The 16,741-nt window shown below is 40.2% G+C and carries 14 protein-coding genes; 1 reads left to right on the top strand and 13 read right to left on the bottom strand.

The window, feature by feature from the left end:
* Positions 1–110: 110 nt before the first annotated feature.
* The 11 genes from M3196_RS04675 to zapA all read right to left on the bottom strand — a co-directional run bounded on the left by M3196_RS04675 (position 111) and on the right by zapA (position 11,625).
* The gene (locus tag M3196_RS04675; RefSeq protein WP_251321061.1) at positions 111–701 is read right to left on the bottom strand and encodes a histidine phosphatase family protein; all 591 of its coding nucleotides are present in this window, start codon (positions 699–701) and stop codon (positions 111–113) included.
* Between the two features lie 81 nt (positions 702–782).
* Positions 783–1,754 carry an electron transfer flavoprotein subunit alpha/FixB family protein gene (locus tag M3196_RS04680; protein WP_251321062.1) on the bottom strand — a complete coding sequence of 324 codons (972 nt, stop codon included), beginning with the start codon at positions 1,752–1,754 and terminating at the stop codon, positions 783–785.
* Between the two features lie 12 nt (positions 1,755–1,766).
* Positions 1,767–2,537 (bottom strand): electron transfer flavoprotein subunit beta/FixA family protein, encoded by a 771-nt coding sequence (locus M3196_RS04685; RefSeq protein WP_251321063.1) that lies wholly within the window; start codon positions 2,535–2,537, stop codon positions 1,767–1,769.
* A gap of 17 nt (positions 2,538–2,554) precedes the next feature.
* Positions 2,555–3,328 (bottom strand): enoyl-CoA hydratase, encoded by a 774-nt coding sequence (locus M3196_RS04690; protein WP_251321064.1) that lies wholly within the window; start codon positions 3,326–3,328, stop codon positions 2,555–2,557.
* A gap of 25 nt (positions 3,329–3,353) precedes the next feature.
* A complete protein-coding gene (locus M3196_RS04695; protein ID WP_251321065.1) occupies positions 3,354–3,953 on the bottom strand; it encodes a TetR/AcrR family transcriptional regulator in 600 nt (199 codons plus the stop codon).
* A 188-nt stretch (positions 3,954–4,141) separates the two neighbouring features.
* Positions 4,142–5,833 carry an AMP-binding protein gene (locus tag M3196_RS04700; protein WP_251321066.1) on the bottom strand — a complete coding sequence of 564 codons (1,692 nt, stop codon included), beginning with the start codon at positions 5,831–5,833 and terminating at the stop codon, positions 4,142–4,144.
* A 258-nt stretch (positions 5,834–6,091) separates the two neighbouring features.
* Positions 6,092–6,496: a DUF350 domain-containing protein gene (locus M3196_RS04705; RefSeq protein WP_251321067.1), complete on the bottom strand. Its 405-nt coding sequence runs from the start codon at positions 6,494–6,496 to the stop codon at positions 6,092–6,094.
* Positions 6,497–6,657: 161 nt separating this feature from the next.
* Positions 6,658–9,015 carry an endonuclease MutS2 gene (locus tag M3196_RS04710; RefSeq protein WP_251321068.1) on the bottom strand — a complete coding sequence of 786 codons (2,358 nt, stop codon included), beginning with the start codon at positions 9,013–9,015 and terminating at the stop codon, positions 6,658–6,660.
* Positions 9,016–9,047: 32 nt separating this feature from the next.
* Positions 9,048–10,763 carry a DNA polymerase/3'-5' exonuclease PolX gene (gene polX / locus M3196_RS04715; protein WP_251321069.1) on the bottom strand — a complete coding sequence of 572 codons (1,716 nt, stop codon included), beginning with the start codon at positions 10,761–10,763 and terminating at the stop codon, positions 9,048–9,050.
* Positions 10,764–10,823: 60 nt separating this feature from the next.
* Entirely contained in the window at positions 10,824–11,360 is a 537-nt protein-coding gene (locus tag M3196_RS04720) for a CvpA family protein (RefSeq protein ID WP_251321070.1), read from the bottom strand.
* Between the two features lies 1 nt (position 11,361).
* On the bottom strand, positions 11,362–11,625 hold the full coding sequence (gene zapA, locus M3196_RS04725) for a cell division protein ZapA (RefSeq protein ID WP_251321071.1): 264 nt from the start codon (positions 11,623–11,625) through the stop codon (positions 11,362–11,364).
* 157 nt (positions 11,626–11,782) lie between these two features.
* Here zapA and rnhC point away from each other — a divergent pair, with 157 nt between their 5' ends.
* A complete protein-coding gene (gene rnhC, locus M3196_RS04730; RefSeq protein ID WP_251321072.1) occupies positions 11,783–12,727 on the top strand; it encodes a ribonuclease HIII in 945 nt (314 codons plus the stop codon).
* Between the two features lie 360 nt (positions 12,728–13,087).
* Here the strand turns inward: rnhC and pheT are convergent, their stop codons facing one another.
* Together pheT and pheS are read right to left on the bottom strand one after the other, a co-directional pair.
* The gene (gene pheT / locus M3196_RS04735; RefSeq protein WP_251321073.1) at positions 13,088–15,511 is read right to left on the bottom strand and encodes a phenylalanine--tRNA ligase subunit beta; all 2,424 of its coding nucleotides are present in this window, start codon (positions 15,509–15,511) and stop codon (positions 13,088–13,090) included.
* An 18-nt stretch (positions 15,512–15,529) separates the two neighbouring features.
* Positions 15,530–16,564, bottom strand: coding sequence for a phenylalanine--tRNA ligase subunit alpha (pheS, locus tag M3196_RS04740; protein WP_251321074.1), 1,035 nt, complete (start codon positions 16,562–16,564; stop codon positions 15,530–15,532).
* Positions 16,565–16,741: the final 177 nt, after the last annotated feature.

Here is a 16,741-nt window from a genome sequence, read left to right on the forward strand (position 1 = left end):
GGCCCTCCTTTTGAATTAACAAAGTGTAAACAAAGTATATCACCACAAATTACACAGTTGCTAATAGTTTGCTCAACATTATGGTACCCAAGTTTTAAAAATGACAAACGTTAAATGGTCTGTGTCTCTTCCAAGTGTTTTTGACAATTAAATAATTCACAAGACCAACTTTGATCATCAAGTTTAAATATTGAGAGGGACGTGTTATTCAATCCATACCATTTATCTGTTTTATCCTGGAGAAGATATTTGTAGATCCGTACTAATAATGCACCGTGAGTCACAATCAGCACTTTTTGATTTTTATGATTTAGCACAATCTCTTCTAGTACTGCTTTCCAGCGTTCATCCGCTTGTTCATTTGTTTCTCTTCCCAGATCCAATGTCTTCCAATCTTCGCCCCAGCGTTCTATTCTTTCAGCTTCTGTTGTTCCTTCTGTTTCCCCAAAAGAGATTTCTCGCAGTCTTTCGTCCAATACTACTTTTAAGCCTGATAACTCACTGATGGCTTCAGCTGTTTTAAAAGCTCTTGATAACGGACTGGCATAAATAACATCCCAGATATCATTACGAAAACGTTCTGCAAGAGCTTTTGCCTGCTTTTGTCCTTGATTATTAAGTGGAATATCCATGCAGCCTTGAGCTCTTCTTTCTATGTTCCAATCTGTTTCCCCATGACGGATAAAAGCAATCGTCGTCACCCGATATTCCCCCTTACTTGTTTCCTGTATCGTTTAACAAAAAAACGTCCAGCGAAGACCGGACGTTTTTCATTCTTACTTCTATACTAACACTTTCTTGAACTCTTCTGTTAATAAAGGAACGACTTCAAACAGATCTCCAACGATCCCATAATCAGCTACTGAAAAGATGCTTGCTTCTGGATCCTTATTGATCGCCACGATTACTTTTGAGTTGGACATACCAGCTAAGTGCTGAATTGCTCCGGAGATTCCGCAAGCGATATATAAATCAGGAGTTACAACTTTACCTGTTTGGCCAATCTGCAGCGAGTAGTCACAATAGTCAGCATCACAAGCTCCGCGGGAAGCACCAACTGCTGCACCAAGAACATCAGCAAGCTCTTGAAGAGGCTTGAAGCCATCTTCGGACTTTACTCCTCGTCCGCCAGCAACAATAATTTTTGCTTCTGAAAGATCAACCCCAGTAGTAGCCTTGCGGACAACTTCTTTCACTATAGTTCTTAAATCCTTGATTTCTACTGATACTGATTTTACTTCTCCGGAACGTGACTCGTCTTTTTCAAGTGGTGCAATGTTATTCGGACGGATTGTAACAAATACAAGTCCATCATTGATTAATTTCTTTTCAAATGCTTTTCCAGAGTATACAGGACGTGTAAATACAGTGTTTTCACCTGCTTGTTCCAATCCTGTAACGTCTGAAATAAGACCTGATTCTAATCGTGCTGCCAGTCTCGGTGATAAGTCTTTTCCTAATGATGTATGCCCGAATACGATTGCTTCCGGTTTTTCATCATCAATGATTTGTTTCAAAGCTTGATAGTAGCCATCTGTGGTATAGTTTGCGAGCTTTTCATTTTCAGCTACGAGAACACGGTCAGCACCGTAATGGATCAAGTCATTCGCAAGGGATTGAACAGATTCTCCACACAATACAGCGAACACTTCTCCTCCTCCTGAAATTTCTTTTGCTGCTGCAATTGCTTCAAATGATACGTTACGCAATGAGCCGTCACGAGATTCTGCAAGTACTAAAACTTTTTTTGCCATGATGTCTCCTCCTTATATTACCTTTGCTTCGTTTCTTAACAGAGATACAAGTTCTTTTACTTGATCCGCTGTATCACCAGATAAGATTTTTCCAGCTTCCTTTTTAGGAGGAAGATAAATTTCTACCGTTTTTGTTTTTGCTTCTACATCATCTTCATCGATATCAAGGTCATCCAGCTCCAAAGTCTCCAGCGGTTTCTTCTTTGCTTTCATAATCCCTGGGAGAGACGGATAGCGAGGCTCATTTAATCCTTGCTGAGCAGTCACTAATAGAGGAAGTGAAGTTTCAATCTTTTCAAGATCTCCTTCTACATCTCGTTCAATATTTACCGTTGTACCGTTAATTTCAATTTTCGTAATCGTTGTAACATGCGGTATATCAAGAAGCTCTGCTAAACGAGGACCTACTTGGCCTGTTCCATTATCGATTGCCACATTTCCGCCTAAAATAATGTCAAATTCTTTATCTTTAAAATAAGCAGCTAAAACAGATGATGTTGTGAATGGATCCTGGCTGTCCAAATCTTCATTTGAAATGAGGACTGCTTGATCAGCGCCCATTGCTAGTGCTGTACGAAGTTCTTTTTCAGAATCTTCATCGCCTACTGTTACAACTGTAACTGTACCGCCATGCGCATCCTTTAGGGTGATTGCTTCTTCAATCGCATACTCATCATAAGGATTGATGATAAATTCTGCACTGTCTTCAGAGATTTTGTTGTTAGAAACTGAAATTTTTTCTTCTGTATCGAAGGTACGTTTTAAAATAACATAAATGTTCATTATTACCCCTCCTAAAATTATCGGTCCTGAAATACAGGCTTTCTTTTTTCAATAAATGCTTGGATGCCCTCTTGACCGTCATGGCTCTTAAAAGCTTTTCCAAACAGTTCCTGTTCTCTTTCTGCTCCCTTTTCATAGAAACCATGTTTTGCATAATTCAATAACTCTAAGGTGTATTTAATGGAAACAGCACTTTTATCTGAGAAACTTTCTGCCATTTTGTAAGCCTTTTCAAAAAGTTCTTCAACAAGAAATGAGTCATTGGCTAAACCAAATGATACTGCTTCTTTTCCTGTAATCGGCTGACTGGATAAGAGCATCTCACATGCTTTAGGGACCCCGACCAGCTGAGGAAGTCTTTGGGTACCTGCAAAACCGGGAATGAGTCCTAAAGTGAGCTCAGGAAGACCTAGCTTTGCATCTTCTGCTACAAGACGCACATGACAGCTCATCGCAAGTTCCAAGCCGCCTCCAAGTGCTGCACCATGAATCGCTGCAATAACCGGCTTCGAAAATTGCTCGATACGGTTAAAAACGTCCTGACCTTTTTTTCCCAGCTCTGCAAAACCTTTTTCATCAGGGACTTCAGTAAATTCCTTAATATCCGCTCCTGCTGAAAAGAAACGTCCTTCTCCAAGGATAACAACTGTTTTCACCGAGTTATCTTTCTCTATTTGATCCAGCGCTAAGTCAATTTCCTGTATAACACCGGTAGAAAGTGCGTTTGCAGGTGCCCGATTAAGTTTTATAGTAGCCACTTTGCCTTGTTTTTCAATTTGTAGATAGTCCACTTTATCAATCCTCCTCCAAAATGAATTAATTCTTATGCACAGATCGGGCCGCCAAACCATTAACTAGCATTTGATGAACTGGACCGGCTAGTGCCGGCAAATCATATCGATGATCATTCATCACCCAGTTTGTAGCCGTTTCATCAATCGTTCCGAAGATCATCTGTCTGGCCAGCCTGTAATCCAAATCTTTTACAAACACACCTTCATTCATGCCGTCAGTCAGTATGGTGTCTATTAAATTCAGATACCCTTTTAATACCTCACCTATTTTGGCCCGAAGCTGCCTGTTTGTCTGGCGCAGTTCTAATTGAGTTACGATTGATAATTCGTAATCTGCAGTTAATTGCTTGAAATGCATCTCGACGAGTGTCCGAAGTTTTTCGATCGCCGTATCGTTATTCTTTAGCTCGTTTTCTGTTTTTTCGATAAAGGTCCCCATCTTTTCATTAAAAACAGAAACAAGCAGATCTTCTTTATTCTTGAAGTAAAGATATATGGTGCCATCAGCGACACCTGCTTCTTTCGCAATCTTCGAAACTTGGGATTGATGGTAACCGTGTTCTGCAATAACGTTAACGGCAGCATCAATAATTTTTTCGTATTTTGGACCTTTACGCTTCATAACTATCGCCTCATTTGTTTATAACACAATCAATAAAAAATGAATGATTGTTCATTCATAATTGTAAAACAAATCTTTCTTTTCTGTCAATTTCATTATGTCATTTTTTTATAAACGTTGACAAGCAGGAAGATATATTTTCTTTTTAAAAGATAAAAACCGCACGATGGCGGTTTTTAGGTGTTTGATCAGTTGTTTTGTTTTGCTTTTTCACGTTCTTCTTCCAGCAGTACTCTGCGGAGGATCTTTCCAACCATTGTTTTTGGAAGCTCATCCCTAAATTCATACAGTCTTGGCACTTTAAACGATGCAAGATGCTCTCGACAATACTTATTCAGTTCTTCTTCATTACATTCAGCGCCCTCTTTTAGAACAATAAATGCTTTAACCGTTTCACCCCGATATTCATCTGGCACACCGACGACTACTGCTTCTTTTACACTTTCATGCTCGTATAAAACCTCTTCTACTTCTCTTGGATAAATGTTAAAGCCACCGGCTATGATGAGATCTTTTTTACGGTCAACAATGTAAAAATAGCCTCTTTCGTCCATATATCCCATATCGCCTGTGATCAGCCAGTCATCCCGGAATACAGAAGCAGTCTCTTCCGGCTGGTTCCAATACCCTTTCATGACTTGCGGGCCCTTTACAGCGAGTTCACCGATTTCACCGGGTTCTGCCCATTCGCCGGTTTCAGCAGATATAATAGCTGCTTCCGTGTTTGGCCATGGTAAACCAATACTTCCTTTAACCTGCTCTCCGTAAATTAGATTGGCATGTGTTACAGGAGAAGCTTCTGTTAGACCATAGCCTTCAACTAATGAACCTGAAATAATAGCCTGAAACTTTTCCTGAACATCGAGCGGCAAAGCGGCGGAACCGCTTATGCATGCCTGAATTGAAGAAAGGTCATACTTCTTTAAATCCGGATGGTTAAGCAGCGCAATATACATAGTAGGAGCGCCCGGAAAAAGGGTAGGACGTTCTTTATGAATCGTTTTGAGTACTTGAGCCGGGTCGAATTTCGGAAGGATGATCATCTGTGCTTTTGTCATGATCCCTAAATTCATCACACAAGTCATGCCATACACATGGAAAAAAGGAAGTGCTCCCAATATTTTTTCTTTTCCATCTCGATTCTTGTACATCCAGGCATTACATTGCAAAGCATTAACTACCAGGTTCTTATGTGTGAGCATAACCCCTTTTGCTGGTCCCGTTGTGCCGCCCGTATATTGCAATAAAGCCAAATCCTCATCTGGAGTGATATTTACTTGCGGTTTAACGGGTTTTGAACGTTTTAGCAGATCTGTAAAAGAATGAACTTCATGATTATACGAAATGTTGACTACCACCGTAGGATTTTGCCTTTTTTGTACAAACGGGTAAAAAAGATTTTTTGGAAAAGGCAAGTAATCCTTGATAGACGTCATTATTACGTGCTCGATACTCGTATCATTCCGTACAGCAGAAATTCTTCCAAACAGCAAATCCAAACCGACTATTACCTTTGCTCCACTGTCCGAAAGCTGGTGGCGCAGCTCTCTTTCGGTGTAAAGAGGGTTCGTCTGAACCACAATCCCGCCTAAAAGCAAAGTTCCGTAATAAGCGATAACTGCCTGCGGACAGTTTGGCAGCATGATAGCTACACGGTCACCTTTTTTCACTCCCAATGTTGAAAGTGAATGAGCAAATCGCAGGCTGCTTTCATACAGTTCACCGAACGATAAAGTCTTGCCTAAAAAATGTACAGCAGTATTGTCTTTTTTCTGTTCTGCTGCTTCTTCTAAATACGCGAATAAAGGTTTGCTGTCGTAATCAAGATGTCCCGGAATTTCACTTGGGTAACTGTTAAGCCACCTTCTTTCCACTTGCATCTCCTCCTTTAATTCACGCCTTCCTTCAAAATTTCTATATCTTTATTCTTATTATATTGAAAACGCATACAATTTTATATACTTTTTTAAAAATTAAAAATAATCGGTAAAATTACATCCAAAAAAAACCAGATCTCGTAGGCAGAGATCTGGTTTTCATCATGCGAAAAATAATAAATAAATAAAGCCTGCAGTGATAAATACACCACTAAGTACAAAAAGCACTTTAAATAAAGTTTCCATATTTTATCCCTTCAACTATTCAATTCCTTCACCAATAACAAATGACAACCCGATCGATATGACCATCGAAATAAAACCAACTGCCCTGTTGTCATTTTCTATTTCTTTGTCAATCTGAAATTTTGGTGTTAAAAATTCATAAATAAAGTAACCGATAAGAAGCAGGATAAAGCCATATATTCCCCACATGACCATCAAGATCAAAGAATCATTCTGTGAAATTGAGTAACGGAATATATTTGCGATCCCAAAGATTTTTCCGCCTGTTGCCATTGCTACTGACAGATTTCCATTCTTAATTTCAACCCAGTTCTTATATCGTGTTACGAGCTCAAATACAGCCAAAAACAAAACAAGGCAAAGAACAACAACGCTGTAGTTTGCTGCTGTTTTAACAAATGCGTTACTCATAAAATCCATCCGCACAACCCCTTTACGTGGCTTTGTTGGTTTTTACTAATTTGCTCCGGCTCATCTCCGTATAAGACCTTCAATATAGCAGAAAGACAGTGAAACCACTGATAAACACGAGTGAGCCACATAGAAATTTTGAAAACCGAACTTTCAGCACCAACCCCTGATTATTTTAACACAGCCACTGTGACTCCGCCTCCACCTTCGCCTGCAGCACCCATTCTTGTAGACTTTACATTACGATGTGATTTTAACAGTTCCTGCACGCCTTTACGAAGAGCACCTGTGCCTTTGCCGTGAATAATATATACCTGGTTAAAGCCAGCCATTAATGCATCATCTAAATAACGGTCAACTTCCAGCATTGCATCTTCGTATCTCTTGCCTCGAAGGTCGAGTTCCGGACGTGTTGAATCTGAAGTACCAGTCACTTTAACAAAGGCACGAGGTTCGGGTTTTGGCTTTGATTCTTTTACCCATTCCAGATCCCGCTCTGAAACATTCATCTTTAATATCCCAATCTGAACTTGGTATTCATTGCTGCTGACTTTTTCAACGATGTGTCCCTTTTGTCCGACGCTTAATACCCTTACTTCGTCACCTGGAACATATTCTTTCTTAGTGGAAGTGGTTTTTGGGTTCTTATTCTTTGCCTTAGATTTCGGTACTGCTTCTTCTAATCTCTTTTTAGCTTCAATCAGTTTATGTTCTTTGATTTGTCCGCCTGCTTTTTGAAGCTCACGGATTTCCCAGATGATTTCTTCAGCCGTTTCCCTTGCTTTTTCAACAGCTTTTTCAGCTTCTTCTTTTGCCTTTTGATACAATCGTTCTTTCTCATTCTGATAAAGTTCAAGCTCACGTTCAAGATCAGCCTTTATCGCTTCTGCTTCTTTTCTCTTAGCCTCAGCTTCATGCATTTCTTTCTCTGCTTGTTTACGATTGTCTTCCAGAGACCTGATCATATTGTCAATCTTATTTTCATCTTCACTTATTTGAGAACGTGCTGCATCGATAATATCTTGACGCAATCCAAGCCGTTTTGATATTTCAAATGCATTGCTTCGTCCCGGAACCCCTACTAACAGCCTGTAAGTAGGACGTAAAGTCTGCACATCGAATTCAACTGAAGCATTCATAACGCCCTCACGGTTGTATGCATATGCTTTAAGTTCACTATAATGGGTAGTTGCCACTACACGTGCACCTCTTGCAAATACAAAATCAAGTATGGAAATCGCAAGCGCTGCACCTTCTTGGGGATCTGTTCCAGCTCCAAGTTCATCAAAAAGTACGAGTGACTCATAATCGAGCTTGTTGAGAATCTCAACAATATTCACCATATGGGAAGAAAAGGTACTCAGCGATTGCTCAATGGACTGCTCATCTCCAATGTCAGCAAAAATACTTTTAAACACTGCCATTTCAGACTCTTCCTGAGCTGGAATCTGCAAACCACATTGCGCCATTAGTGTGAGAAGTCCAATTGTCTTTAAAGTAACCGTCTTCCCCCCTGTATTTGGACCCGTGATAACAAGGGATTGATACTCCCCGCCAAGCTTGACGCTCGTTGGGACGACCGTCGTTTGATCAAGAAGCGGGTGCCGCCCATTATTCAATGCAATGTATCCTTTGTCATTCATAATAGGCCTTGTGCATTTAAGTTCTGCTGCAAATCTTGCTTTAGCTAAAATAAAGTCAACCTCTGCCAAAACATTCACGTTTAACAGAATATCATCAGCCACTTCTGCAACTTGTGCAGTCAGCTCCCTTAAGATCTTTTCAATTTCCCGGGCTTCTTTCGCTTTTGTCTCTTTTACCTGATTGTTAACGGTTACGACGGATTGAGGTTCAATAAATAAAGTGGCTCCGCTGGCAGATTGATCATGAACCATGCCGCCAAAGTTTCCTCTGTACTCTTGTTTAACAGGAATAACAAATCTATCATTTCGAATCGTAATGATGGAGTCAGAAAGCATCTTTTGATAGTTTGAAGACCTTACGATTGATTCAAGCTTTTCTCTTACTCTTGCTTCAAATGTACGAAGCTGCTGGCGTATGGCTCTAAGCTCGCCGCTTGCACTATCCATCATATTTCCATGATCATCAATACAGTTTTTAATAGATTGTTCCACATCATGCAATGGAATGATCTGTTCTGCTGCATTCTTCAGGATGCGAAGTTCGATGCCATCTTCAGTCAATCCTTCAATAAAACGTTTAAATCTTCTGCCCCCATACAGTGTAGAAGCAATATCCATCAGATCTTCTTCGTTAAGAAGACTTCCTATTTTAGATCTTTTCACGTTCGAACGAATGTCAAAAATACCGCCAAAAGGAACCTGTCCTTTTAACCGGAGAACCTTAACTCCTTCATCAGTTGCCTCTTGAGCTTCGTTCACTTCTTGTAGATCAGTTAAAGGAACAAGGGCTTCAATCTTATTTATTCCAAGTGAACAGCTTGCATGTTTTTTTAGTCTCTCAATCACTTTTTTTAATTCTAAAACTCGCAACATTTTTTCTTGCATGTTCTTTTTCCTCCTGCTCCGAGGATATTGAGCTATTTTTTACGGTTTAAATAGGCTTGAAATTCTTCTGCATTCATTGTATTGATAACAGAACTCTTTTTAATAAAACCTTTTCGTGCTACCGCTGCCCCAATCTCCATATGTTTCATCGTTTCTTTATAATGTGCATCTGTATTTATAGCGATCTTTACACCAAGTTCCTGCGCTTTTCTTAACCAGTCCGGAGATAGATCCAAACGGTTCGGGTTCGCATTTAGCTCTATTGCAGTATCTGTTTCATACGCCAGCTGCAGCAGCATTTCCACATCAACGTCATAACCCTTTCGCCGCCCGATCAGACGGCCTGTAGGATGAGCGATTAAATCTACTCTTTTATGCTGTAAGGCTGTTTTTAGACGATTCATGATCTTGCTCTTATCTTGGGAAAAAGCGGAGTGGATACTGGCAATGACAAAATCCAATTCATCCAGAAGATCATCATCATAATCAAGTGTACCATCTGGGAGTATATCCATCTCTATTCCAGCAAATATTTTAAAATTTTTATACTTTTTATTCAGCTTATCAATCTCTTTGCGCTGCATGCGGATTCGCTCTGGCGTAAGTCCATTTGCAACCCGGAGATATTGTGAATGATCCGTAATAGCCATGTATTTGTATCCGCGGCTTCTCGCCTCTTCAGCCATCTCTTCAATTGAGAATGCTCCGTCACTCCATGTGGAATGCAGATGCAGGTCACCTTTAATATCAGACAACTGAATAAAATTATATTCTTCCTTTAGAAGCTCGATTTCTTCACCCGTTTCCCTTGCTTCTGGTGGAATCCAATTCAATCCGAAATATTCGTAAAATTCTTCTTCCGTATTAAAGGTTTTCATTTCACCTGTTTCTGTATTCTCTACGCCATATTCACTGATTTTTTCTCCTCTGCTTTTTGCAAGCTGCCGCATTTTTACGTTATGTTCCATGGAACCTGTAAAATGATGAAGCGTGGTTGCAAATTGCTCGGGCTCAACAATTCTAAAATCTACAGAAACAGCTATTTTCTCTCCTATAACGAGAGAAACCTTTGTGTCACCGCTGGCGATGACATCGGTAACTTCCGGCAAGTTTAATAGCTGCTCTTTCACTTTGTGGGGATTATTTGATGAAATAATAAAATCAAGATCCTTAATCGTCTCCCGATAGCGCCTTAAACTTCCGGCTCTCGAATATTTATCAATGTGTTTCATCTTTTCAAGCTGTCCTTCAATCCTTTCAGCAATCGGAAGCATATATGCAATCGGAAGTCTATCCGGACGTTTGCCAATATCGGCTAGAGAAGTTAATATCTTCTCTTCTGTTTTTGCTCCAAATCCGGCAAGCTCTCTGACTTTCCCTGAAGTACAAGCTTCTTTTAATGATGCTATATTCGTTATGCCGAGTTCTGAATATAGTTTCGCAATCTTTTTACCGCCTAAGTTCGGGACTTGCAATAATGTAATAAGTTCTGATGGCACTTTTTCCTGAAGCTCTATTAAAAGTTCAGATTCACCTTTATCCATCATTTCGATAATAACCGCTGCTGTTCCTTTACCAATACCTTTTATTTTGGAAACATCTTTTATTTGATCCATCGTACGCTCATCACTTTCAAGAGCATTTGCTGCTTTTCGATAAGCCGAAACTTTAAATGAATTTTCTCCTAAAATTTCGAGATAAAGAGCAATTTGCTCCAGCGTACGTACAATCTCTTTTTTATTTGCCATAACGTACTTCCTTTCTATTAATCTCGATGTGAAAAAAACTTCTCCAGAAAGGGAGAAGTTTTACGCCATATGTTTCATCCACATATCTTTAACAGATTCTGAAAATACGGGGGTGTTTTTAACCATTCCCTGTGCGATCCAAGAATTATCATAATACGCCTGGAAGGATTCAATCGGGACTAATGTAGCAATATAGAGCAGGATAAAAACAATCAGATAAACTTCTACAAAACCTAAAAGTCCTCCAAGCCATCTGTTCGCAGTGTGCAAAATCGGCAAATGTGCCAGAAAATCAAGCATAGAACCTAAGATCTGCAGAATAATTTTAGTTGCAAAGAATAAGATTGCAAAAGCGATCGCATTATAATAGGCCTGTTCGAGTGAAATACTGTTCAGCAGAAACGATACTGAACTATCATTTGATGAAGGATACGGAACCCATAACTCCAGCTTCGGAGCTAAATCATCATAATACAGATAAGCAACGATATAAGCTGCTATAAATCCGATCAAGTGCACAAGCTGCATAATAAAACCACGTTTTAAACCGATTAAAAAGCCACCTAATAATACGATAAACAGAATTAAATCCAGCATATTAACTTTCCTCTTTTCCAATTCTTTGTTGCAATTTTTTCAGCTCTTCTTTAATCTTTAAATATTCACTCATTGTATTTACTGCTGTTAGTACAGCGAGTTGTTTAGTATCAAGAAAACGGTTATGAGACTGAATTTCTCTCATTTTTAAATCTACTTTATCAGCTACTAAATGAATGTGGCTGGAAGTTTCGGTCCCTGCAATTACATAGCGCTGTCCATAGATCTCGACCGTCGTACGGTTTTTATTTTTGTCTTCCGCCACGAAAAAACCTCCTTCTCATAAAAAGGATCAAACAGTTTAGGATGCTTACTCTAATCTACATCTTATCAAATATCGTACATACTTGAAAATATTTCTGTTCATTTCTAGAGATTTTTTGATATATTTGGAAATTCAATAACTTTGGGAGGCATTAATAATGGCTCATGTTGTAAAAAAGATGACGAACACTGAAATTTTAGCAATGAAAAAAGAACTGGCTCATGCTGTACAGGATAAAACTCCACCTGGTGCTGTATTTACTGCGAAACTTAACGAGTGCACAGTGACAGCCTACCAATCAGGGAAAGTCTTGTTTCAGGGTAAACGCGCGGAAGAAGCTTCAAAAGAATTTTCCGGCCAAATCGCTCCTGCTAAAGATAAAACCAAAACAGCTAAACCGGCGCATAGGTTTGCACCGCCAGAAAATGCAGCAGAACTGTCCATGATCGGAAGCGATGAAGTTGGCACTGGGGATTATTTTGGTCCGATGACAGTGGCAGCAGCCTATGTATCAGCTTCACAGCTCGAACTAGTGAAAGAGCTTGGAGTAAGAGACTCCAAACATTTAAATGATAAACAAATAATACAGATTGCAAAAGAGCTCATTCACACTGTTCCTTATAGTCTGCTCGTATTGCCAAACGAAAAATATAATGACCTCCAGCAAAAAGGCATGTCGCAAGGTAAAATAAAAGCGATTCTTCATAACCGTGCGCTTCAAAATGTAAAAGCTAAAATTGAAGGCGAAAAACTTGATGGCATCTTAGTTGATCAATTCTGTGAACCTGGTGTTTACTTCAATTATTTAACGAAGGAAAAAAATCTTTTGAAAGAGGGACTGTATTTTGCGACTAAAGGAGAATCGGTCCATCTGGCTGTAGCAGCTGCCTCTATTTTGGCAAGGTACAGTTTTTTAAAGGAAATGGATAAGCTCGGAGCAAGATTTAACACTGTTATCCCAAAAGGTGCCGGACCTCATGTTGATGTAAAAGCCGCGGAGCTTGTAGAGAAATTCGGTGAAACCGTGTTTGATACAGCAACAAAAAAACATTTCGCTAACACCCAGAAAGCGTTGAATCTGTTAAAGAAAAAGCGAACATGATCTGTATTTTAGGCATAAAACACTGCTTTGAGCGTAACTCGGTATGGTTTGAGCGTAACTGCAAGATTTTGAGCGTAGCACAGCTGGTTTGAGCGTAGCTCCATAGTTCTGAGCGAAAAGGGGTATCTTTTGAGCGGACGTGTAACAGATTAAAGAACACGTACCGTAAAATCCTAAGATTAATACTAAATCTAAAGAAAACTTGGCTGACGCCAAGCCTTTCTCGTCAGCTCAAGTTGGGCTTATACTATCTACTTTGACTTGTTGCTGCGTCGAAAATCATCGTGCAAACAAGTTATACTTTACTGATAGTGTAATAAAAACTGGCTTGCTAACCTGCAAGCCAGTTTCTTTTTACCTTTATTTTCTTAATTGCGCTCCAAAGTGTTCTTCTAAACTTTTTAAAACGCGATTGTGTGCTGTTACAACTTCTTCATCTGTAAGAGTACGTTCTGGATCGAAATATTTCAAAGAGAAAGCAAGTGATTTCTTTCCTTCTTCCATCTTCTCTCCTTCATATAAGTCAAACAGATTTACTTCTTTCAGCAGCTCACCGCCAGCAGCTTGAATCACTGTGAACAGATCGCCAGCTGGCAATTCTTGATCAACGACTAATGCGATGTCGCGTGTGATCGAAGGGTAGCGCGGCAATGCTTGATATACCATCTGTTCTGTTTCTGCTTCTACCAGACTAGTGGCATTTAATTCAAATACATACGAATCTTTTAAATCCAAATCCTTTTGTAGGGCTGGGTGGAGCTGACCAACAAATCCAACTGGAATCCCGTCAAGTTTTACAATGGCTGTTCTTCCAGGGTGCATGTTTTCAATTGCTCCGGATTCATACGTTATACGTTCAGAAAGATTCAGTTCACTCATTAATCCTTCTAAGATTCCTTTTAGTACAAAGAAATCAACTGTTTTTCTTTCTCCTTGCCATAAATGTTCGTTAAACACGCCAGTTACCGCTCCTGAAACAAACACATACTCTTCAGGAAGATCATTCAATACTTCCTGGCGGTTGATAAAAACTGAGCCCATCTCATACACTGCTAAATCTTCCATTGAGCGGTTGCGGTTATACTGAAGCACTTCAAGAAGCTGCGGCAATAAACTCATACGCAATGTACTGCGCTCTTCACTCATTGGATGAGCAACTGAGATTGGATAAACAGCATCACCATTATATGAAAAGTGTGTTGATTTTTCTGGAGTAGTTAAAGCGTATGTTACCGCCTGGTAAAGTCCGGCTCCTTCTAAATAATTGCGAATTCCCCTGCGTTTTGCCTGGCTCTCTGTTAGACCGCCAGGGCGCGCTTCTGATAAAAGGTACGTTGTCGGAATACGATCGTATCCATAAATTCGTCCTGCTTCTTCAATAAGATCAGCTTCAATCGTAATATCTGGTCTTCGAGAAGGTACAACAACTTCAAAAATTCCGTCTGATTCTTTATACGAGAATCCTAAACGGTCAAAAATAGCTGCTGTTTGTTCAGATGTGATTGATGTCCCAAGCAGACCATTCATTCTGGACACATCCATGTTTACTGTGTACGTGTTAACTTCACGTTTTCCAGCTTCAACAATGCCCTCTGCCACTCTCCCGCCAGCGATTTCAGCCATTAAAGCGGCCGCTCTTTTTGCCGCTGCATAAACTCGGTTCCGGTCAATTCCTTTTTCATATCTGGAGCTCGCTTCACTGCGAAGACCAAGATCTTTTGAAGCAGCCCGAACACGTCCAGAAGCAAAATAAGCAGCTTCCAGCAGCACGTTCGTTGTATCAGGCTGAACCTCACTTGTTGCTCCACCCATAACACCAGCAACCGCAATCGGCTCTTTTCCGTTTGTAATGACTAAGTGAGTGTCTTTAAGTGTACGGTCCTGGTCATCCAACGTTTGAATGTGCTCACCTTCTGCAGCACGGCGTACAACGATTTCCTTTGAACCAAGTCGGTTATAGTCGAATGCATGCAGCGGCTGTCCGTATTCAAGAAGTACATAGTTCGTAATATCAACAATATTATTGATTGGACGAATACCTGAAGCCATTAGACGATTTTGCATCCATAACGGTGAAGGACCGATCTTTACATCACGAATGATCATTGCTCCGTAATAAGGATTATCCTCAAGAGATTCAATGTTTACAGAGATAAAATCTTCTGCTTTCTCTTCAGAAGCTGTGTAAGATGTGTCTGGAAGTTTTACGTCTTGTTCTAAAATTGCTGCGACCTCATAGGCAACACCTAGAACATTGAGACAATCTGCACGGTTTGGTGTAAGACCTAGCTCAAGCACGTGATCATTCAGATTTAAGTATTCTAACGCATCACTTCCTGGCTCTGCATCAGATGGCATTACAAAAATACCTGTTGCATATTCTTTCAGAACTAGCTTTGTATCAACTCCAAGTTCTTGAAGAGAACAAATCATTCCGTGTGATTCTTCACCGCGAAGCTTTGCTTTTTTGATTTTAAAGTTGCCAGGCAATACAGCTCCAGGAACAGCTACAGCCACCTTCTGTCCTTGTGCAACATTCGGTGCGCCGCAAACGATCTGGGACACTTCGCCTTGTCCGATATCAACTTTACAGACTCTCAGCTTATCTGCGTTTGGATGCTGAATACACTCTTGGACATATCCTACAACAACTCCGCTGATTCCTTTATTTAAGGATTCAACCATTTCAACTTCAATACCGCTCTTTGTAATTTTATCCGCTAGTTCAGACGGACTGATCTCTATATTTACATACTCTTTTAGCCAGTTATAAGAAATTAGCATCTATTTTCCCCTCCTTAATTATGCTTTTTTGAATTGTTTCAAGAACCGGATATCATTCGCATAAAAATGGCGGATGTCATCTATTCCGTATTTAAGCATCGCAATACGCTCAGGTCCCATACCAAAGGCAAAGCCTGTGTACTTTTTAGAATCAAAACCAGCCATCTCAAGAACATTCGGATGTACCATACCTGCTCCTAATATTTCAATCCAGCCTGTTTGTTTACAGATCGAGCAACCTTTTCCGCTGCATTTAAAACAAGAAATATCCATTTCGACAGAAGGTTCTGTAAATGGGAAGAAGCTAGGACGCAAACGAATTTTGCGGTCTTCACCAAACATTTTCTTTGCGAAGGTTTCAAGTACACCTTTCAAGTCGCTTAAACGAACATTCTGATCAACAACGAGTCCTTCAATCTGCATGAATTGATGTGAATGCGTTGCGTCATCGTTATCTCTGCGGTAAACCTTCCCTGGCGAGATAATTTTCACAGGACCTTGGCCTTCATGCTTTTCCATCGTGCGGGCCTGAACTGGTGATGTTTGTGTACGAAGTAAAATGTCTTCTGTAATAAAGAAAGAATCTTGCATGTCTCGAGCCGGATGGCCTTTTGGCAGGTTTAACGCCTCGAAATTATAATAATCCGTTTCCACTTCAGGACCTTCTGCAATCGTAAAGCCCATGCTAAGGAACAGATCTTCAATTTCTGTAACCACTGCTGTTAATGGATGCGAATTTCCTTTCTTAACAGGTCTGCCTGGTAAAGAAACATCCAAAGTTTCTTTTGCAAGCTTTTCAGAAATTGCTGCATTTTCCAGTTCAACCTGCTTATTATCCAGCTCCTGCTGAATACTGTCACGTACTTCATTCGCATAAGCTCCAATAACCGGTCTTTCTTCAGCAGATAATTTTCCCATGCCCTTTAGAACTTCCGTTATGGGTCCTTTTTTTCCTAAATACGCAACTTTAACAGCTTGCAGATCTTTTAAATCCTGGCTTTCATTGATTTTGCCGATCGCTTCTACTTTTAGAGCTTCTAAACGGTCTTTCACCGTGCAACCCCTCCTTAATATGTGGCTCTGATAACTTTACTGCTGATCTTCCAAAAGAAGCCAGGAAACCCACTCCCTTTCCGCGGACGAACAGCCAAGCCTCCTCGCTCGTACCTCCCTGCGGGGTCTCGGCAGCCCGTTTTTCCGCTGGAGTGTCGCAGATTTCCTTACAGCACA

Source organism: Fictibacillus nanhaiensis (assembly GCF_023715445.1).
GTDB classification, from domain to species: domain Bacteria; phylum Bacillota; class Bacilli; order Bacillales; family Fictibacillaceae; genus Fictibacillus; species Fictibacillus nanhaiensis_D.